Origin of the sequence: Nioella ostreopsis (assembly GCF_004000255.1) — a bacterium.
GTDB classification, from domain to species: Bacteria; Pseudomonadota; Alphaproteobacteria; order Rhodobacterales; family Rhodobacteraceae; genus Nioella; species Nioella ostreopsis.
Genome location: NZ_RCIQ01000029.1, coordinates 12,358 through 31,100, shown reverse-complemented (window position 1 = coordinate 31,100; position 18,743 = coordinate 12,358). Strand labels below are relative to the sequence as shown.

The window sequence follows — 18,743 nt, the reverse complement described above, 5'->3', positions numbered from 1 at the left end:
GCCATGGGCGGCACCGGCGTCATCGACAGCTTTCTCGGGGTCTTCACCTCCTATATCGACAGCGGCTTCGGGCTGCTGGGCGGCGAGGTCGCCTTCATCGCCAGCACGCTGATCGTGATCGACGTGACGCTTGCCGCCCTCTTCTGGGCCTGGGGGGCCGATGACGACATCATCGCCCGCCTCGTGAAAAAGACTCTCTTCGTGGGCGTCTTCGCCTGGCTCATCTCCAACTGGCACAGCCTCGCCGCCATCGTCTTCGACAGTTTCGCGGGACTGGGGTTGCTCGCCTCCGGCACCGGCTTCTCCCCTGCCGATCTCCTGCGCCCGGGCCGCGTCGCCCAGACCGGGCTCGACGCTGGGCGGCCTCTGCTCGAATCGACCGCCGATCTCATGGGCTTCGTCGCCTTCTTCGAGAACTTCATCCAGATTGCCTGCCTGCTCTTCGCCTGGGCGCTGGTGCTCTTGGCCTTCTTCCTGCTCGCCGTGCAGCTCTTCGTGACGCTGATCGAGTTCAAGCTGACGACCCTTGCGGGCTTCGTGCTGATCCCCTTCGGCCTCTTCGGCAAGACCGCTTTCATGGCCGAACGGGTGCTGGGCAATGTCGTCTCCTCCGGCATCAAGGTGCTGGTGCTGGCGGTGATCATCGGCATCGGCTCGACCCTCTTCGGTCAGTTCACCGCCGGTTTCGGCGGCGTGACGCCCACCATCGACGAGGCCATGGCCATCGTGCTGGCGGCGCTCTCGCTCCTAGGTCTCGGTATCTTCGGCCCCGGCATCGCCACCGGCCTCGTCTCAGGGGGGCCGCAACTGGGCGCGGGTTCTGCCGTCGGCACCGGGCTTGCCGTTGGCGGCGCCACCGTCGCGGCCGGCGGCGCGGCCATGCTCGGCGCTCGCGGGGCCGGGGCGCTCGCCTCGGGCGGGGCAGCCGCCACGCGCGGGGCCGCTGCGGCCACGGGTGCTGCCTCCACCGCCTACAGTCTAGGAGCGATGGGCCAGAGCGCGGCAGCTGGTGTCGCTTCCGGACTCGGTGGTATGGCGCGGGCAGGGGGTTCGGCGGCGATTTCGCCTCTGCGCCGGGCTGCCGCCTCGGCCTCCGAGGCCGTCAAGGCAAGCCATGCCGAGGGTGCCCGCGCTGGCTTCGCCGCCACCGGCGGCTCCTCATCCATGGGCAGCGTTGCAAGTGCGTCATCCGCCTTGGCCGCCCCTGCGGGCAGCCCACCGGCCTGGGCGCGCTCCATACGCCGCAGCCAGACCATGAGCCATGGCGTCTCCGCCGCCACCCATGCGCTGCGGGCCGGAGACAGTCCTGGCTCCGGCGCCTCCGTCCCTCTCTCTGAAAGCGACCGCCCATGAGCCTCTTCAAACGCGCCGCCGCGCATTACGGCAAGCCCCCGGAACCCGAGACCCCTTACCAAAAGGCCGCCCAGGTCTGGGACGAGCGCATCGGCGCTGCCCGGGTGCAGGCGAAGAACTGGCGTCTCATGGCCTTCGGCTGCCTGCTCCTGGCGGGCGGCTTTGCCACGGCGCTTGTCTGGCAATCGGCGCGCGGCACCGTGGTTCCTTACGTCGTCGAGATCGACCGGCATGGTGAGGCGCGCGCCGTCGAGGCGGCCAGCGCGGGGTATCGCCCGAGCGATCCGCAGATCGCCTGGCATCTCGCCCGCTTCATCGAAGAGGTCCGGGGCCTGCCCGCCGATCCCATCGTCGTGCGGGAGAACTGGCTTCGCGCCTATGAGTTCACCACCGACCGCGGTGCGCTGGCGCTGAACGACCATGCCCGCGCCAACGATCCCTTCACACGGGTCGGTGAGGATCAAGTCTCGGTCGAGGTCTCGAGCGTCATCCGCGCCTCGCCCGACAGCTTCCGGGTGGCCTGGTCCGAGCGGCACTACGAGAACGGCCAGCTCGCCCGCACCGAACGCTGGACCGCGATCCTGACCCTCGTGATCGACCCACCGCGCACGGCGGACCGTCTGCGCGCCAACCCCCTCGGAATCTATGTGAACGCGATCAACTGGTCGCGGGAGATGAGCCAATGACCCGACCGATCCTGCCCACCATTCTTCTGGCCTCCACGCTCCTCGCAGGCTGCGCCAGCGACCGCCCGCCTGACTTCACCTATGACGAGGCGGTGCCGCCCTTGCCGTCACCCCCCGTGAGCGCACCCGACGACCGCCCGCGCCCGCTCCATGTCCCGCCCGCCTGGACCCCAAGCCGGGGCGGGGCGGTAGCCGCCACACCCGTTGCGCAGGTCGGCAATGCCAATGCCGCCGCGCGCGTCGAGCCGCGGCAGGCGGGGTATTTCAACGCGATCCAGATCTATCCGTGGTCCGAGGGCGCGCTCTATCAGGTCTACGCCGCCCCGGGCCAGATCACGACCATCGCGCTCGAACCCGGCGAACGCCTTGCCGGCACCGGGCCGATCGCCGCAGGCGACACCGCGCGCTGGATCATCGGCAACACGGAAAGCGGCGTGGGCCGCGACACCCGCGTCCTCGTTCTCGTGAAACCCACCCGGCCCGATATCCGCACGAACCTCGTGATCTCGACCGACCGGCGCACATACCTGATCGAGCTCAACGCTAGCGAAGACACCTGGATGCCCGCCATCTCCTGGGCTTATCCGCGCGCGCCCGACGCCCCACGCGTCGCGCCGGCCACGCCGCGCATCCCGCCCGCGCATGCCCGCAACCACCGCTACGGGTTACAGGGCGACAGCCCGCCCTGGCGGCCGGTCTCGGTCTTCGACGACGGGCGCCGGGTCTATGTGGTCTTCCCGCGCGGCATCGCCCAGGGCGAGATGCCGCCGCTCTTCGTGCTCGGAGCCGATGGCGAGCTCGAGATCGTCAACTCCCGGATCCACGGCAATGTCTTGATCGTCGACCGGCTCTTCGGTGCAGCTGAGCTGCGCCTCGGACGCGGTCCAAGGCAGGAGGTGGTGCGCATTCTGTGGATCGAGCCCCAGACCGAGGCGACCGTGGTGCGGCACGATGCGGAGCGGGGGACATGAGCGAGACTTCGACCGATACCGCCGCCGCGATGCGCCTGCGTGCCGATCCGCCCCGGGTCACGCGGATTTCCCGCAAGGTGATCATCGGACTTGTTGTCGTCGCGGGCCTTGGCATCGGTGCTGCGCTGATCTACGGGCTGCAACGCCCGGACAGGACAGCCGCGCCGGCGGAGCTGATCACCACGGACCGCCGTCAACCCGCCGATGGCCTCCGCGATCTGCCGGGCAGCTATGACGCGATCCCGCGCCTCGGACCGCCCCTGCCGGGCGACCTCGGCGGCGGTATCCTCGATGCACAGCAACGCGGCCAACCCGTCGCTGCCCCGAGCCTCGCTTCCCCCACCATGGATCCGGTGGAGCAGCAACGAATTGCGGAAATGGAGGCCGCCCGGGTCAGCGATATCTTCTTCCAGACGCGACCCGGAGCGCCCGCGTCCACAGGGTTCCAGATGCCGCCTGCGGCTCCGGGGAGCGGTTTGGCTGCCACTCCCGAAACCGATCCACGTCAGACCTTCCTGACCGCGCCTACGGACCGCCGGACTGTCGCGCCCGACCGCGTCGAGCCGCCAGCGTCTCCTTACCTCCTGCAGGCCGGCTCGGTCATTCCGGCCGCTCTGATCACCGGGATCCGGTCCGACCTGCCGGGCCAGATCACGGCGCAGGTCACCCAGAATGTCTATGACAGCCCGACGGGCAGCCTTCTTCTGATCCCGCAGGGCACCCGCTTGATCGGCGCCTACGACGACAGCGTCACCGTCGGCCAGCGTCGCGTGCTCCTGGTCTGGACGCGGCTGATCTTCCCCGATGGTCGATCCCTCGTGCTCGAACGCCAGCCCGGGGCGGATGCTGCGGGCTATGCCGGTCTCGAAGACCGTGTCGACAATCACTGGGGCAGCATCCTGCGCGCCGCGGGGCTTTCAACCCTACTGGCCGTCGGCGCGGAGCTTTCCCTCGACGAGGAAGACCGCCTCGCCCGTGCCCTCCGCGATGGGGCTCTCGACACGATCAACGAGGCCGGACAGCGCATCGTTCAACGCCAGCTGGAGGTCCAGCCGACCCTCACTATCCGCCCGGGCTTTCCCGTCCGCGTGATCGTCACGCGCGATCTCGTCTTCGTGCCATTCGGAGGCTGACATGACCAAGCTGAAACTCGGTCCGATTCCGGACGACAAGCCTGTGAAACTCACCGTGGAACTGCCCGCAGAACTGCATCGCGATCTCATCGCCTATGGCGAGATCCTCGGCCTGGAAGCCGGACAGGGGCCGGTAGAGCCGATCAAGCTGATTGCCCCCATGCTTGAACGTTTCATCGCGACGGACCGCGGATTTGCCAATGCTCGGCGTTCGCTCTCCAAGAACGGAAGTAGCAAAGCACAGTAATTGATCAGAGGCTCCACGTTTCCAACAGGACCAAGACGGCGCGCCGGCATGACGGGAACATCAGTCTGGGGATCAATTTGAATAATCTTTATTTACTTTTAATGACTTAAGTCAGGGCGTGTACAAAATATGTTCATTGTTAGATCGCACTCTGTCATGGTGCGTCGCGTAATTTCCAGCCAAGTGTGTTCAGTTACAGGCTATTTGGGATCGCGATCCGCACAAATTGTCCAGCTTGCAACCAGACGCAACTCGCCAGAAAATTGAAGCGGAATGAACGTCCGCTTGATAATTTGCTTCGGTCTCCGCCAGTTCCAAATCTTCTTGTTTCTTGAGGAGGCGCGACGGTGTCAGCGACCCTCTGGAACGGCAAGATGGCCCTGTTTCCTTGGCCGCACGTCCTCGAGTGCTGCATAGAACGCAGGCAACACCAACAGGATCAGAACCGTTGCGGCGAGCAGGCCGAAGACCACGGAAATGACCAGAGGCTTGAGCGTCTGGGCCTGGGTCGAGGTTTCCAGCAGCAGTGGCGCCATGCCCATGATCGTGGTCGAGACCGAGACGAAGATCGGGCGGAACCGCGACCGCACAGCCTCGCCTACGGCCAGCGCGGCGGACAGCCCCTCGGCGCGACGGGCGTTGATGACGCCGACCAAAAGGATCGCGTTGTTCACCACGATGCCCGCGAGCGAGGCCGCCCCCACCAGAGACGGCATGGAAATGTTGTAGCCCATCAGGACATGGCCCCAGATCACGCCCAGAAATGCCAGCGGGATGGTGATCATCACAATCAACGGCTCGACATAGCTGCGGAACTGGAAGCTGAGCACGAGGTAGATGCCCACCAGCCCGATGAGGAACCCGCGCAGGATCGAGGCGACGGTTTCCGCGGAATTCGCGGCCTGTCCGCCGATCTCGAAGCCAAGGCCGGGGGTGGAGGCTGCCAGATCGGGCAGGAAGCCCTCGGCCAGCCGTGCGGTAATCGCGTCGGCATTGCCGATGCGGCCGTCCACATCGGCCGAAACGGTCAGGGTGCGCAGACCATTGCGGCGTGTGATCGTGCCCCAGCCGCGCGCCTCGTCAATGGTGGCGATGCTGGAGAGCGGCACGGTGCCGCCACCGGGCAGGGCGACTTCGAAAAGGCTCAGGTCGGCGCGGGTGGTGCGGTCCTCATCGGCCAGCCGCACCTCAAGATCCCATGCCAGATCACCGCGCCGGATTTCCGCAAGCTGCGTGCCGAGGAAAGCCGCGCGAAGTTGGCTTGCCACATCCGTTGCGGTCAGCCCCAGCGCCTCGGCCCCCGGCGACAGGCTCAGCCGCAATTCGGGCGCGCCGGGGCGCAGGTCGAGGATCGCGTTGCGCACACCGGCATAGGTCTCGAGTTCGGCCAGCGTGGCGCGGCCCGCGGCCTCGAGCGAGGCGAGGTCGGGGTGGGTCAGGCGCAACTCGACCGGGATGCCTTGCGGGCCGATGCCCGGCTCGGTCAGGATCAGTGAGTTCACGCCGGGCAGGGCGCCGATTTCTTCGCGCCAGAGTGTGACGATCTCGTCCAGCGTGCTGGTGCGTGTCTCGGCGCCCAGAAGGTCCACCGCGACGGTGGCAACATGGGCGCCGGTCTCGCCCGCCGACAGGTTACGGCCCAGACGGGTGATGCGGCGAATAACCAGCGGTTGCGCCTCGGGCTGTTCGGGTGTCATACGGGCGTTCACGCGGTCAAGCGCGGCCTCGACCTGTGCCACGGCCTGGCCCGTTCGTGCCAGCGGGGTGCCGGCAGGCAGCATCAGCCGCGCTTCGAGCACGTCGCCGTCAATCTCGGGCATGGCTTCGCGCTTGACCATGCCGCCACCGAGCGCACCGACGGTCAGGATCAAGGCACCGATGGCCAGCCCTGCGACCAGCCAGCGCGCCTTGATCGCGGTATCGGCCAGACCGCCGACCCCTTCGCGAAAAGCGTCAAAGCCCGCGTCGAAGCCTTTGCGGAAGCGGGAGGGGGCAGTGTCCTTCATCCCGCCTTTCAGGTGGTGGGGCAGGATGAAAAAAGCCTCGATCAGCGAGGCGGCAAGGGCTGCCAGCAGGACCACCGGCAGGACTTCGAGCACCGCGCCCAACTCGCCCGCGAGGAAGGCCAGAGGCAGGAACACGGCAAGCGTCGTCAGGAAGGACGAGATCACGCCGGGTGCCACGGCGGCGACGCCTGCCGCCACAGTTTCCACCGTCGCGCCCTTGGCGGCGTGTACAGCGATGGAATCCGCGATCACGATGGAATCGTCCATCACGATCCCGATCGCCATCAGAAGCGCCACCAGTGTCATCATGTTCAGGCTGAGCCCGGTCAGCGCCATCCAGACAAAGGCCCCCGCAAAGGCCACGGGCAGACCCATCGCGGCCCAGATCGCAAAGCCGGGGCGGAAAAACATGCTCATCACCACGACGACGAGCACCAGCCCGATCACCCCGTTCTGCACCAGCATCACCAGTCGGTCACGGATGATGGAGGTCACGTCCTGCACCACCTCGACGGTGATGGCGCCCGGCAGTCGGGCGGTTTCCGCGTCAACCAAGGCCGCGACGCCGTCCAGCACGCGCAGCGCGTCGGCATCGAGCGCCTTGGCCACGTCAAGCACGAGGGCGGGCACCCCGTCGACAAAGGCGCGGTCCTGTGGCGGCTCGAAGCGTTCCTCGATCACCGCCACGTCGCCCAGCGTCAGCGTCGCGCCGTTCGGCAGCACCAGCACGGGGATCATGGCCAGCGCCGTCGCCGTGTCGCGTTCGGCGGTGAAACGCAGGGTCAGGTCCGCGCCTGCCCCTTCGAGCGTGCCTGCGGGCAGGTCGATGTTCTGCGCGGCGATGGCGGCGGCCAATGTGGCAGGTGTCAGGCCGTGGCTGTCGAGCACGGCGCGCGGCGCGGTGATGGACAGCGTCCGGGCGCCGAGGCCCCCGCGCGTCACGCGAGCAACACCCGGCAGGGCGGTCAGGCGGTCCGACAAGGCGTCCGCATAAAGGTCCAGTTCGCCCAGCGGCAGATCTCCCGAGATAGCCACCGAGGTGACCGGATCGGAGCGGTGCAACTCGCGCACCACCGCAGGATCGGCACGGTCAGGAAAGCTGTCGATGGCCGAAACCTCGGTGCGCAGAGAATTCACGAAACGCAGCGCGTCATTGCCCGGCGCCATGGTCGCCACGGCGCGGGCGCGGCCGGTTTGCGCGGTGCAGGTGAAGGTCTCCAGCCCCTCGACACCCTGCACCCCGTCCCACAGCGGCGCGCAGATCGCGCCTTCGACATCCTCGGCGGCAGCGCCCCGGTAGGGCACGGTGATCTCGGCCTCGACAGCGCGGAAATCCGGGAAGGTTTCGCGCAAGAGACCCGGCGCGGCAAAGGCCCCGGCGGCGAGGAACAGCAAAAGCAGCAGGTTGCCCGCCGTCGGGTGGCCGGTGAACCAGCGGATCATCGCGCGGCCTCGACCGGGGTCAGGGTCATGCCGGGAATGGCCGGGGCGATGTCGTCGATCATCACGCGGTCGCCGGGGGCGAGCCCATCGGTGATGATGACCGAGCCGTCTTGTGCAAAACCGGCGGTGACGGGCCGCAACTCCAGCCTGTTATCGGCGCTTGCGATACGCACCATGCCCCCATGCAGTGCCGCTTCGGGGATTGCGATGAGGCCTGACATAGAAGCGCCCGAAAAGGCAATCTGCACCTGCATGTTGGGCACCAGCGGTAGGCGCTGGGGCGGGTCCGCGCCCTCATAGGGGTCGTCAACCCTGACGACGACCGGCACGGTGCGCGCACGGGCATCCAGCGCGCCTTCGATCCGGACAACGCGGGCGGTCCAGATTTGGGTCGGGTCCGACAGCGGGCTGAGCGTCACCTCGATTTGCGTGGCTGGCAGGTCGCGCATCATGTCGGCAAGGGTGATGCCTTCAGGCGCATCTCCCAGCAGGCGGCGAAAGCTGCCGATTGGCAGATGGGCCACGACTTCGGCCGCTGCGATCCCGTCGGCACGGATCACCACCTGACCGGGGCTGACGGTTTGAAACAGCTCCGCATTTACCTCGGTCACACGCATGCCGAACGGCGTCGTCAGGGTTGTGCGGTCGAGCGCGCGGCGCGCGCGGTCGATGGCGGCCTCGCTGCGCGCGACCTGTGCCGCGATCCGTGCCTCGCGGGACGGGATAAGAGCCATCGCATTTTCGAGTTCCGCGACCGTGCGGCGGGCCAGAAGCGTGGCACGCTCGGCCTCATCGACGCGCGATTGCGGGGCCGTACCCTGTTGGGCCAGGGTCCGCGTGCGAGCCAGTTCGGCCTCGGCCAGCGCCAATCTCGCGCGTTCCAGTTCGAGGATGCGGTCCGTGTTTTCCGCCTCGGCGGTCAGCTGCGCGCTTTCGGCGTCCAGCGCTGCAAGGTCGGCCTGCGACTGCGCCAACGCGAGCTCGTAGTCGGCAGGGTCGATCCGCAGCACCTCGGTTCCCGCCGGGATCAGGCGGCCGGGTTCCAGGTTGGAGTGGCGCCAGATCACTTCGCCTTGCACTTCGGCCACGGCGACCCAGGTGTCGGCCGCCCGCAGGTTGCCCCACGCCGTGGCGGTCGGGCGTAGGTCTGCTGCCGCGACCGTCATCACGCGGACCGGCAGGGCGGGTCCGCTGCCCTCGATCTGGGCCGGTCCGGGGGCCGACGAGATCATCCAGACCGCCGCGGCAATGCCGAGCGCAATGGGCGGCAGGGCGAGGAGAGGGGCGAGTCTCATGGGATCAGCATTGCGCCCGGCGCATCCGCGCCAGCGTGCCGTCGCGCAGCACGAACTGGTGGTAGAGCGCGCCGACGACATGCAGCGCGATCAGCGCCAGCAGGGCAATCTTCAAAACGTTGTGGCCTTGCGCCGCGGTCTCGACCCCGCCAAACCACGCGACCGAGCCGCTGAGCGGCATCAGGATCATCAGCGCGTATAGGCCGACATGGGTGAGCTTGGCGAGGATGCCCTGCAGTTTGTTGGCCTCGATCGCCGGAGGCACGCCGCGCTGGGCGCGCAGCGTCAGCCGCCACAGCGCGAAGATCACCACCAGCGCGCCGCCCGCCACATGGGCCAGCACGAGCGGGTCGAACCCCGCCTCCAGCCCGTCGGTGACGCGATCCCAAGCGGCCGACATCGCGTCCTTGAAAAGGTATTGCTGCGCAATCAGCGCGAAGACGAGCCAGTGCAGCGCGATCTGCAGGCGGGAATAGCCGGTCGGGGCGGTTGTGGCGGGCATGGCGGGGGTCCTTTCGGTCTGGGCGCGCGACTCGGGATAGAGGTTGCAGTTGCCAGTAGTATAGGTTAGTGAGTTATAACTAACAAGAGGTGGCTGCATGTCCGGTCGTCAGAGCGCGGAAGAGCGAAAGACACAGATCGTGGCCGAGGTGCTGCGACTGGCCGACGAGATCGGACCCGACCGGCTCAGCACCACGGATGTCGCGCGCGCCATCGGTCTCAGTCAGCCGGCGATCTTCCGACATTTTCCCACCAAGGGCGCGCTCTGGTTGGCGGTGGCCGAGGATATCGCGAACCGGCTTCAAGGCTCCTGGGCCGCAGCCGAGGCCGGGGCCGCCGGGCCACACGCGCGCTTGAGGGCGCTGATCTGCGCACAGTTATCAGCCATTTCCGAGACGCCCGCCTTGCCGTCGATCCTGTTCTCGCGCGAGTTGCAGGTGGACAATCAAGCCCTGCGCGACGTGTTCCGGGGGCTTCTGGGCGCGTTTCAGAGCCGCCTTGTTGCCGTGATCCGTGATCTTCAGGCCGCGGGCGACATGAAGCGCGACGTTAGCCCGGAGGATGTCGCCATCCTGCTGACATCGCTGGTGCAGGGTGTCGCCATCCGCTGGACGCTCGGCGCGCGGGGCTTTTCGCTCCCGCAAGAGGGGTTGCGATTGTTCGACGTGCAGTTGGTGCTGCTGAACGCTGAGGAGGACGTTCTCGATGAGAAAAAAAGATAAATTGCTTCGCATCACGGGTGGAGTTGCGATTGCCTTCGGCCTTTTGACGGTTGTTTCGGGCGGCACCACGCTGCTTGGTGCGCTCGAGATGGGGGCGGTCGTCCTGTTCGTCTTGTGGTTCAACACACTGGCTGGACTTGCCTATGTCGTCGCGGGCCTGGGCCTGTGGCAGGGGCGGCGATGGGCCTATCCTCTGTCTCTCGCGATCTTCGCCGCAACGCTGTTGGTCTTCGCGGCGTTCGGTTTGCATGTGGCGCAGGGTGGAGCTTTCGAGATGCGCACCGTTTTCGCCATGGCCCTGCGCAGCACGGTATGGGGCGGCATCGCGCTGGTGGCGCGTCAGGTGCTTTCCGGGCGGTAGACGCAATCGGCAAGGGTGCTGCGGTTGAGATCGGCCACGAAGGCCGCCTCGGCATGGGCCAGCCGCGCCTTCAACCGGCAGTGCGGGGTCAGGGTGCAAGTGTTGGTGTCGGAGGCAAAGCACTCCACCAGCGCCTGATCGGCCTCGAGCACCGCCACCACATCGCCCAAACGGATGTCCTTGGGCGCGCGGGCCAGCATCGCGCCGCCCCCGCCGCCGCGCCGGGTCTCTAGAAGACCTGCCGCGGCAAGCGCCGAAATCACCTTTGCCAGATGGTTGCGCGAGATACGGAACTCGGCGGCAAGGTCGGCGGCTGTGAAGGCGCGATCGGGGGTGCCCGCCATGCGCATCAGCACGCGTAGCCCGTAATCTGTGAAGGACGTGAGGCGCATGGTCGCGCTCCTGATTTGGTATTTACAATGCGTATTACTGTGGTCTAATCGGTAAATCAAATACCAATTCAACTTGTTCCGACGATTCATCACAGAAAGGATGCGCCATGCACAACAATGCCACCGCCGCAGTGCCGCAGGAAACCGGCGTCCTGATCGACCACATCCTGACCAATTATCACGAGATGCACCGGGCGGACCTGGCCTCGCTCGTACCCTTGGCCGAGCGCGTCGAACAGGTTCACGCCGATGATCCAGACGCCCCAAAGAGTCTTGCCCGTGCCCTGGCCACGCTTGCCCACGAGATGGAAGACCACATGACCAAGGAAGAGACGATCCTGTTCCCGGCCATGCGCGCGGGCGGCGGTGCGGGCATCGAACACCCCATTGCGGTCATGCGCGCCGACCATGACGATCACGCCGAGACCATCGCGCTGATCCGCAAGCTGACAGGTGATCTGACACCACCAGAGCATGCCTGTGGCTCGTGGCGGTCGCTCTATGGCGGCACGGCGACGTTGCTTGAGGAACTGGCCGAGCACATTGCGCTGGAGAACGTCGTGCTTTTCCCCCAGTTTGAGCCGGCAAGATGACCAATGGCGGGACATATGCCTCGCCGCCTTGCATGGCTGGAGAGGTCGATCTCGCGTATTTCGACCCGCTTGGCGTTGATCCCGGGCAGGCGCGCGATGTGGCGCGCTGGCGCCGGGCGGAACGGGTACGGCTGGCCGGGCTAAGGAAGGGCCTGGGCCAGGCCGGACGGGCGCAGGTTTCGGACAGAATCGCGGGGCATCTGGGGAGGGTGCTTGCGACGCGTGGCGTGGGAAGCGGATGCGTCCTGTCCGGCTACTGGCCGATCAAGGAGGAACCCGACCTGCGCCCGACCTTGACCGATCTGCACTGCGCGGGCGTCACCGTCGCCTTGCCAGTGGTCGAGACGCGCGCCGCGCCACTGGTGTTTCGCCGCTGGACACCCGAGACCAAACTGGTGCGCGGCGACTGGAACATCCCCGTTCCCCCGCCCGATGCCGATATGCTGGTGCCCGATTTCGCGCTCGCGCCCTGCCTGGGGTGGACCGACGACTGTTATCGGTTGGGCTGGGGTGGGGGCTATTTCGACCGGACGCTGGCTGCGTTGACACCACGCCCCATCACCATCGGCATCGCGCTGAACGCCGCCCGCCTGCCGACGATCTTTCCGCAACCCCATGACATCCCGCTCGACCTGATCCTGACCGAGGACGGCGTCGCAGCAACAAGGCCGGACTCAAGGACACACAGATGACCACCACAACCGAACAGATGCGCGCCTGGACCGGACCCGCGATCCTGACCTTCGGGTTCCGCCCGTTCTTCTTCGGCGCGGCGGTCTGGGCAGCGCTGGCGATGGCACTTTGGGTGCCGATGCTGTCGGGGCACCTGACGTTGCCCACCGCTTTCGACCCCGTGTCATGGCACGCGCATGAATTCCTGTTCGGTTATCTGGGCGCCGTCGTCGCGGGGTTCCTACTGACCGCGGTGCCAAACTGGACGGGGCGCTTGCCGATCGTCGGCTGGCGTCTCGGGATGCTCGCGGGCCTGTGGCTCTTGGGCCGTCTGGCCGTCGCCGTCTCGGGTGGCGTGCCGCCCGCGCTGGTGGCGGCGTTGGATCTCGCGTTTCCGGTTTTTTTTGCGCTGCTGATCGCGCGGGAGATCGTGGCGGGCAAGAACTGGCGTAACCTGATCGTGCTGGCGATGCTGGGGGGCTTCATCATCGGCAATGCACTTTTCCACTGGGAGGCGGCACAGGGCGAGTATGCCGCACAAGGTTACGGCCTGCGGCTGGGCCTCGGGGCGGGCATCATGATGATCGCCGTCATCGGCGGCCGCATAGTGCCGTCCTTCACCCGCAACTGGCTGGTGAAACGGCGCAGCGCCGTCCTGCCCGTGGCGCCGATGCAGTCCTTCGACAAGGTGGCGCTCGCGGCTCTTCTAGTGGCGCTTTTGCTGTGGGTTGCGCTGCCTCTCGGGACGCTGACCGGGCTGGCCCTTGCGCTGGCAGGCGTGTTGCATGCCCTGCGATTGGCCCGTTGGGCCGGGCACCGGACCTTTGTCGAACCGCTGGTGACTGTGCTGCACGCGGCCTATGCCTTCGTGCCGTTGGGGGCCTTGGCACTGGCCGCGGAAATCTTGGCTCCGGGGTCCTTCGGGATGGCGGGTGCGCAGCATTTCTGGATGGCAGGCGCGATCGGGTTGATGACGCTGGCTGTGATGACTCGCGCGACGCTGGGCCATACCGGTCAGAACCTGAGTGCGGGGGCGGGTACGGTCGCGATCTATCTGGCCCTGATCCTGTCCGTCTTTGCGCGGGTCGCGGGCGGCGTATTCCCCGAGTTCTCCGGCCCGTTGCACACGGTGGCCGGGCTGTCGTGGATCGTCGCCTTCGGGGGCTTTGCCGTCGTCTATGGTGCGCTTTTGCTGCGCCTGCCCGCCGCCAAGCGGGTCTGAGGCGCGCATCGATGGGATGGTTCGAGTTCGCCTTGGCCTATGTCGTGTTCTTCTTGTCGCATTCCTTGCCCGTGCGACCGCCACTGCGGCCTTGGCTTCAGGCGCGGCTTGGAGCATCCGGTTTCACACTGGCCTATTCCGCCCTGTCGTTCGCGGTGCTGGCTTGGTTGATCTGGGCGGCAGGCAGCGCACCGCATGTGGCCCTGTGGGACTGGGCGCCATGGCAGGCCCATGTCCCACTGGTGGTCATGGGGCCGGTCTGCCTGATCCTTGCGTTGTCCATCGGCCGGCCCAACCCGTTTTCCTTCGGGGGTTCGCGCAACGACCAGTTCGACCCGGCCCGGCCCGGCATCGTCCGGTTGTCGCGTCACCCGCTGCTGCTGGCGCTGACGCTTTGGGCGGCGGCCCATGTCGTGCCCAACGGAGACTTGGCCCATGTGATCCTGTTCGGAACCTTCGCCGCCTTCGCGCTCCTCGGCGGTCGCATGTTCGACCGGCGCAAGCGCCGCGAAATGGGGCCAGAGTGGCAGCGGATGCGTGATCGGGTGTTGGACGGGCCGTTCCTCTGCCTGCCTGTCTCGTGGCAACGTCTCGCGACCCGAATTGCGATTGGAATTGGCCTTTATGTTGCGTTGCTGTGGCTCCACCCATGGCTTTTCGGCGTCGACCCACTTGCATGAAGTTGTCCGCTACGCTGCGGAACGAGGCGACAAGCGATGCCGACTATGGTATTAATTCAAAGACAAACTTGGAGGCGCGTCGTGCTGAAATTGGACAGCGATACTCTCACCATTGAAGCCTTCGAAAAAAGAATGCGGTTGCGTCGGCGCATGTTTGCAAAAAGCGGAGTGAGCTTGGCGGCTTTGCACGCAGCGCAGGATTTGGAAAGCGTCGCGCGACACAGTGTCGAAACCTGCGTTTCCTGCAATGCGGACGAGATTTGCGGACGTTGGCTCGACAAGACCGCAGACGGTGGCAAGCCGCCGGGGTTTTGCCCCAACCATCGCCTTATCGAAGACCTGCAAAAGGAAGAGCGGTTGCGTCCCAAGGCCCGGTGACAGACCGCCCAGCCGAACGGAGTTCTAATCCTCGATATCTTCGATCCAGGTCTTCGCGGCGACGGCACGGGGCAGGCCAAGCGGGCCGATGGCCAGCATCGCGACCTGCATGATCGCCTCAGCCTCAATCCCCTCCGATATGGCGCGCCGGGTGTGGGAATGCACCGCGCCTTCGGATCCCGCGCCAATGGCAAGCGCGAGTTTGACGAGACGTCTTTCCCGTGCCGTCAGCGGGCCGCAATCGGCCGTTGCCTTGCCCAAGGCGGCATAGGCCTTCCAGACATCGGGGTGTTCCTCGGCGAGATCTCCGGCGGCGCCGGGCATGGATTTGGTCATTGTTCCGTCCCTCAGGTTGAAAAGTCATCAATCAGTGGATTTGGTTTCGCAAAGCGCTCCAGGTCCGCCTGATTGTCGATGGAGATGCGGGTGCCGGTCACTGTCACACCATAGGGCTGCAGGCCCTTGAAGGCGCGGCTGAGATTTTCAGGGGTCATGCCCAGCACAGAGGCCAGGCGCCGCTTCTCGAAATCCAGCTCGAACGCAGCCCGGCCGCCGGCGTGCCGTTGTTGCCTGAGCAAGTAGTTCGCCAGCCGCTCGAGTGAGGTTCTGAGTTTCAGATCCTTCTGCGCCTTGATGACCGAGCGATAGCACTGCGCCAGTTCCGTGACGATCGCACGGGCAAAGTTGCTGTCGGCGTCGAAGATCGCGCGAACGTCCTGACTGGGGATCAGCGCGATCCGGCTTTTCTCGAGCGTGCGAGCCGACATTAGGTAGGGCGCATCCTTGATGGTCGCGGCAAGAATGAAGGTCGAGATCGGGCGGACAGTCGCCATGCTGGTATCCCGCCCATTCCAGGCCGAAAATAGATCCACCGAACCCGAAATGACGATATGAAGAAAATCGCTCGGCTCTCCTTCAGTGACCAATTCGATCTGCGCAGGGAAATTCTGCACATAGGCGCCACGCATCAACGACGTGAAATTATCATCCGCCATCTGCGCAAAGAGATCGAGTTTTCGAATATCCCGGTATTCTGAATCGGGCATTTCGTCCCCCCTGACTTTGCGCGCTTAACAATTGTCAGCAAATCAATTGATAAATGTCAACCCACCAGTTGACCTTCGCCGCTTTAACCTTGATCTGCCACCGCGCACTGGATGACATATTTCTGTAAGCCATTTATTTCGCTAGTATTTTCCCAATTTTGTGATCTAGATCAAGTCACGAGCGTCGTTGTGGCGTCAGGTCTGGCACTGATCCCCACGCAGGGGTGAAAGACCTATTTTGCCGGAGACCCGCCATGCAGACCGTTGCAACAGCCTCACGCGCCGATCAGACACGCGCCCTGAGCTTGAGCACGATCGCCTTTACCGCCTGTTTCGCGGTCTGGACGATCTTTTCCATCATCGGTGTCGCCATCAAGGCCGAGCTTGGACTGAATGACACCCAGTTCGGCCTGCTGGTCGCGACACCGATCCTGACCGGATCGGTCACCCGCCTGTTTCTCGGCGTCTGGACCGAGAAATACGGCGGGCGGCTGGTATTTTCCAGCCAGATGATCCTGACCGCGCTTGCAACCTGGGCGCTGACACTTGCGGACAGCTACATCATGTATCTGATCGCGGCCCTCGGCATCGGCCTCGCGGGCGGGTCGTTCATCATCGGTGTAGCCTATGTCAGCCGCTGGTATGACGCAGGCCACCAGGGGACAGCGCTGGGTATCTTCGGCGCGGGTAACGTGGGCGCAGCGGTCACCAAGTTCGTCGCTCCCTTCGTCATGGTCGCCTATGGCTGGCACGGTGTCGCCTATGTCTGGGCGGCGGGGCTCGCCATCATCGGGGTACTGTTCTTCCTGCTCGCCAAGGACGACCCCGAACTGGTTGAACGCCGCAAGACGGGCGCCAAGGCCCCGTCGCTCGCCCAACAGTTCGCACCGCTCAAGAACCTGCAGGTCTGGCGGTTCTCACTCTACTATTTCTTCGTGTTCGGCGCCTTCGTGGCACTTGCGCTGTGGTTGCCGCACTACCTGATCGACGTCTACGGCATCGACGTGCGCTTCGCGGGCATGGCGGCTGCCTCGTTCAGCCTCTCAGCTTCTCTGTTCCGGGCCTATGGTGGCGTGCTGTCGGACAAGTTCGGCGCGCGCCGGGTCATGTACTGGACCTTCGGCTTTTCCCTGCTGTTCCTGTTCATGTTGAGCTATCCGCCCACGGATTACATCATTCAGGGCAAGGACGGTGCCATCGCCTTCTCGACCCAGATGGGTCTGTGGCCCTTCATCGTGACGCTGTTTGCGCTGGGTTTCTTCATGAGCCTTGGGAAGGCCGCGGTCTTCAAGCACATCCCGGTCTACTATCCGGGTCACGTGGGTGCGGTCGGCGGGCTTGTGGGCATGATCGGCGGATTGGGCGGCTTCGTCCTTCCGATTGCCTTCGGCGCGCTGCTGGACCTGACGGGCATCTATACATCGTGTTTCGCGCTGCTCTTCGGACTGGTCGCGATCGCGCTCAGCTGGATGCACCTGTCGGTCCGGGCGATGGAGCGTGCGGCGCATGGCGAAGTGCTCGACCAGCTGCCGCAGCTGCCCGAGATGCAGGACATCCACCACCCCGAACGCACCGCCATGCCGCGCGTGCTGGAAGATTGGCGGCCCGAGGACGCGCAATTCTGGGCCGAAAAGGGCCGCGCCGTCGCACGCCGCAACCTGTGGATCTCGATCCCGGCGCTTCTGCTGGCCTTCTCGGTCTGGATGGTGTGGTCGGTGGTCGTGGCTCGCTTGCCTGCCATCGGGTTCGACTTCACCCCGGGCCAGTTGTTCTGGCTGGCGGCCTTGCCGGGCCTGTCAGGTGCGACGCTCCGCATCTTCTACAGCTTCATGGTCCCGATCTTCGGCGGGCGGCTGTGGACGACGCTGTCGACCGCCTCGCTGTTGCTGCCTGCCATGGGCATCGGATACGCGGTGCAGAACCCCGACACGCCCTATCTGATCTTCCTCGTGCTGGCGCTTCTGTGCGGGTTCGGTGGCGGCAACTTCGCGTCGAGTATGGCCAATATCGGCTACTTCTTCCCGAAGGCCGAAAAGGGCAACGCGCTGGCGCTGAACGCGGGTCTTGGGAACCTCGGTGTCTCGGTCATGCAGTTCCTCGTGCCCATCGTCATCACGGCGGGTGTGTTCGGAGCCATCGGCGGTGAGCCCGTGACCCTGTCCGACGGTGGGCAGCTTTGGATGCAGAACGCAGGCTTCGTCTGGGTGCCCTTTATCCTTGCGGCGACCATCGCGGCCTGGCTGGGCATGAACGACATCGCCGACGCGCGTGCGAGCTTCGCCAGCCAAGCCGTGATCTTTGGGCGCAAGCAGAACTGGCTGATGTGCATCCTCTACACCGGCACCTTCGGCAGCTTTATTGGTTATTCGGCGGGCTTCCCGCTGCTGACGCGGCTGGCCTTCCCGGATGTGAACGCGCTCAACTACGTGTTCCTTGGGCCGTTGGTCGGTGCGCTCAGCCGCGCCGGAACCGGCTGGATCTCGGACAAGTTCGGCGGTGGTCGCGTGACCTTCTGGACCTTCGCGCTGATGATCGTGGCCACCTTCGGCGTGATCACTTTCCTCGGACTTGGATCGTTCATCGGCTTCTTCGCCTGCTTCATGGCGTTGTTCTTCCTGACCGGTGTCGGCAATGCCTCCACCTTCCAGATGATCCCGGTGATCATGGGACGTGAAATTCCACGCCTGATGCCGCAGTTGGGCGTCGAGGAACGCAAGCGGCAGATCGCGATGGAATCCGGCGCGATCGTGGCCTTCACCTCGGCGATCGCGGCTTACGGCGCCTTCTTCATCCCCAAGGCCTACGGCACATCCATCGCGATGACCGGGTCCGCCGTGGGGGCGCTCTGGGGCTTCCTGATCTTCTACGTCATCTGCGTCGTCATCACCTGGGCGGTCTACACGCGCCCCGGCGGCCTTCTCCACGACATCGAGCATGGTCGCACACCGCAGGGCACCGCCGCCCAGCCCGCAGAATGATCCATTTGAATTCCCGGGCGGCGCAGTTCGCCGCCCGCATCCAGACACCCGAAAGGACAGCCCA

19 protein-coding genes are annotated in these 18,743 nt (G+C 65.6%); 13 read left to right on the top strand and 6 right to left on the bottom strand.

The genetic code is table 11. The features are described 5' to 3' along the window. The first annotated feature begins 3 nt into the window (after window positions 1-3). From trbL to EP237_RS20435, 5 genes are read left to right on the top strand one after another with little or no spacing between them, the layout of a single operon-like run. Window positions 4-1,353, top strand: coding sequence for a P-type conjugative transfer protein TrbL (gene trbL / locus EP237_RS20455; protein ID WP_127562682.1), 1,350 nt, complete (start codon window positions 4-6; stop codon window positions 1,351-1,353). After that, entirely contained in the window at window positions 1,350-2,039 is a 690-nt protein-coding gene (gene trbF, locus EP237_RS20450; RefSeq protein WP_127562681.1) for a conjugal transfer protein TrbF, read from the top strand. Before trbL ends, trbF begins: the two co-directional genes overlap by 4 nt. Continuing rightward, a complete protein-coding gene (gene trbG, locus EP237_RS20445) occupies window positions 2,036-3,010 on the top strand; it encodes a P-type conjugative transfer protein TrbG (protein WP_127562680.1) in 975 nt (324 codons plus the stop codon). Before trbF ends, trbG begins: the two co-directional genes overlap by 4 nt. Next, a complete protein-coding gene (locus EP237_RS20440; RefSeq protein ID WP_127562679.1) occupies window positions 3,007-4,143 on the top strand; it encodes a TraB/TrbI/VirB10 family type IV secretion system protein in 1,137 nt (378 codons plus the stop codon). The genes trbG and EP237_RS20440 overlap by 4 nt, the downstream gene beginning before the upstream one ends. A 1-nt stretch (window position 4,144) precedes the next feature. Then, window positions 4,145-4,390: a DUF2274 domain-containing protein gene (locus EP237_RS20435; RefSeq protein WP_127562678.1), complete on the top strand. Its 246-nt coding sequence runs from the start codon at window positions 4,145-4,147 to the stop codon at window positions 4,388-4,390. 350 nt (window positions 4,391-4,740) lie between these two features. On the opposite strand, the gene EP237_RS20430 is transcribed toward EP237_RS20435, so the two are convergent. The 3 genes from EP237_RS20430 to EP237_RS20420 are packed head-to-tail and all read right to left on the bottom strand — an operon-like array spanning window position 4,741 to window position 9,636. Further along, window positions 4,741-7,839, bottom strand: coding sequence for an efflux RND transporter permease subunit (locus tag EP237_RS20430; protein WP_127562677.1), 3,099 nt, complete (start codon window positions 7,837-7,839; stop codon window positions 4,741-4,743). Then, window positions 7,836-9,134 (bottom strand): efflux RND transporter periplasmic adaptor subunit, encoded by a 1,299-nt coding sequence (locus EP237_RS20425; protein WP_127562676.1) that lies wholly within the window; start codon window positions 9,132-9,134, stop codon window positions 7,836-7,838. The genes EP237_RS20430 and EP237_RS20425 overlap by 4 nt, the downstream gene beginning before the upstream one ends. Before the next feature lie 4 nt (window positions 9,135-9,138). Next, a complete protein-coding gene (locus tag EP237_RS20420) occupies window positions 9,139-9,636 on the bottom strand; it encodes a cytochrome b (RefSeq protein WP_164744785.1) in 498 nt (165 codons plus the stop codon). A gap of 97 nt (window positions 9,637-9,733) precedes the next feature. Between EP237_RS20420 and EP237_RS20415 the strand changes: the two genes are divergently transcribed. Together EP237_RS20415 and EP237_RS20410 are read left to right on the top strand one after the other, a co-directional pair. Next, entirely contained in the window at window positions 9,734-10,357 is a 624-nt protein-coding gene (locus EP237_RS20415) for a TetR/AcrR family transcriptional regulator (protein ID WP_127562674.1), read from the top strand. Then, entirely contained in the window at window positions 10,341-10,718 is a 378-nt protein-coding gene (locus EP237_RS20410) for a hypothetical protein (protein WP_127562673.1), read from the top strand. The genes EP237_RS20415 and EP237_RS20410 overlap by 17 nt, the downstream gene beginning before the upstream one ends. On the opposite strand, the gene EP237_RS20405 is transcribed toward EP237_RS20410, so the two are convergent. Then, window positions 10,697-11,110: an RrF2 family transcriptional regulator gene (locus EP237_RS20405; protein ID WP_127562672.1), complete on the bottom strand. Its 414-nt coding sequence runs from the start codon at window positions 11,108-11,110 to the stop codon at window positions 10,697-10,699. The two genes, EP237_RS20410 and EP237_RS20405, sit on opposite strands and share 22 nt — an antisense overlap. A 107-nt stretch (window positions 11,111-11,217) precedes the next feature. On the opposite strand from EP237_RS20405, the gene EP237_RS20400 reads away from it, so the two are divergent. From EP237_RS20400 to EP237_RS20380, 5 genes are all read left to right on the top strand, one after another. Then, a complete protein-coding gene (locus tag EP237_RS20400) occupies window positions 11,218-11,703 on the top strand; it encodes a hemerythrin domain-containing protein (protein ID WP_127562671.1) in 486 nt (161 codons plus the stop codon). 32 nt (window positions 11,704-11,735) lie between these two features. Continuing rightward, window positions 11,736-12,395: a 5-formyltetrahydrofolate cyclo-ligase gene (locus tag EP237_RS20395; protein ID WP_127562670.1), complete on the top strand. Its 660-nt coding sequence runs from the start codon at window positions 11,736-11,738 to the stop codon at window positions 12,393-12,395. Beyond that, window positions 12,392-13,597 (top strand): NnrS family protein, encoded by a 1,206-nt coding sequence (locus tag EP237_RS20390; protein ID WP_127562669.1) that lies wholly within the window; start codon window positions 12,392-12,394, stop codon window positions 13,595-13,597. The genes EP237_RS20395 and EP237_RS20390 overlap by 4 nt, the downstream gene beginning before the upstream one ends. Window positions 13,598-13,608: 11 nt before the next feature. Further along, window positions 13,609-14,277 (top strand): NnrU family protein, encoded by a 669-nt coding sequence (locus EP237_RS20385; RefSeq protein ID WP_127562668.1) that lies wholly within the window; start codon window positions 13,609-13,611, stop codon window positions 14,275-14,277. A gap of 81 nt (window positions 14,278-14,358) precedes the next feature. Continuing rightward, window positions 14,359-14,655, top strand: a complete 297-nt coding sequence (locus EP237_RS20380; RefSeq protein WP_127562667.1) for a DUF6455 family protein — start codon at window positions 14,359-14,361, stop codon at window positions 14,653-14,655. Window positions 14,656-14,679: 24 nt separating this feature from the next. On the opposite strand, the gene EP237_RS20375 is transcribed toward EP237_RS20380, so the two are convergent. Then, on the bottom strand, window positions 14,680-14,991 hold the full coding sequence (locus tag EP237_RS20375) for a carboxymuconolactone decarboxylase family protein (protein ID WP_127562666.1): 312 nt from the start codon (window positions 14,989-14,991) through the stop codon (window positions 14,680-14,682). Window positions 14,992-15,002: 11 nt separating this feature from the next. Continuing rightward, complete coding sequence (locus tag EP237_RS20370) at window positions 15,003-15,701, bottom strand: cyclic nucleotide-binding domain-containing protein (protein ID WP_127562665.1); 699 nt, start codon at window positions 15,699-15,701, stop codon at window positions 15,003-15,005. A gap of 254 nt (window positions 15,702-15,955) precedes the next feature. On the opposite strand from EP237_RS20370, the gene EP237_RS20365 reads away from it, so the two are divergent. Continuing rightward, window positions 15,956-18,679 (top strand): nitrate/nitrite transporter, encoded by a 2,724-nt coding sequence (locus tag EP237_RS20365; protein WP_127562664.1) that lies wholly within the window; start codon window positions 15,956-15,958, stop codon window positions 18,677-18,679. Window positions 18,680-18,743: the final 64 nt, after the last annotated feature.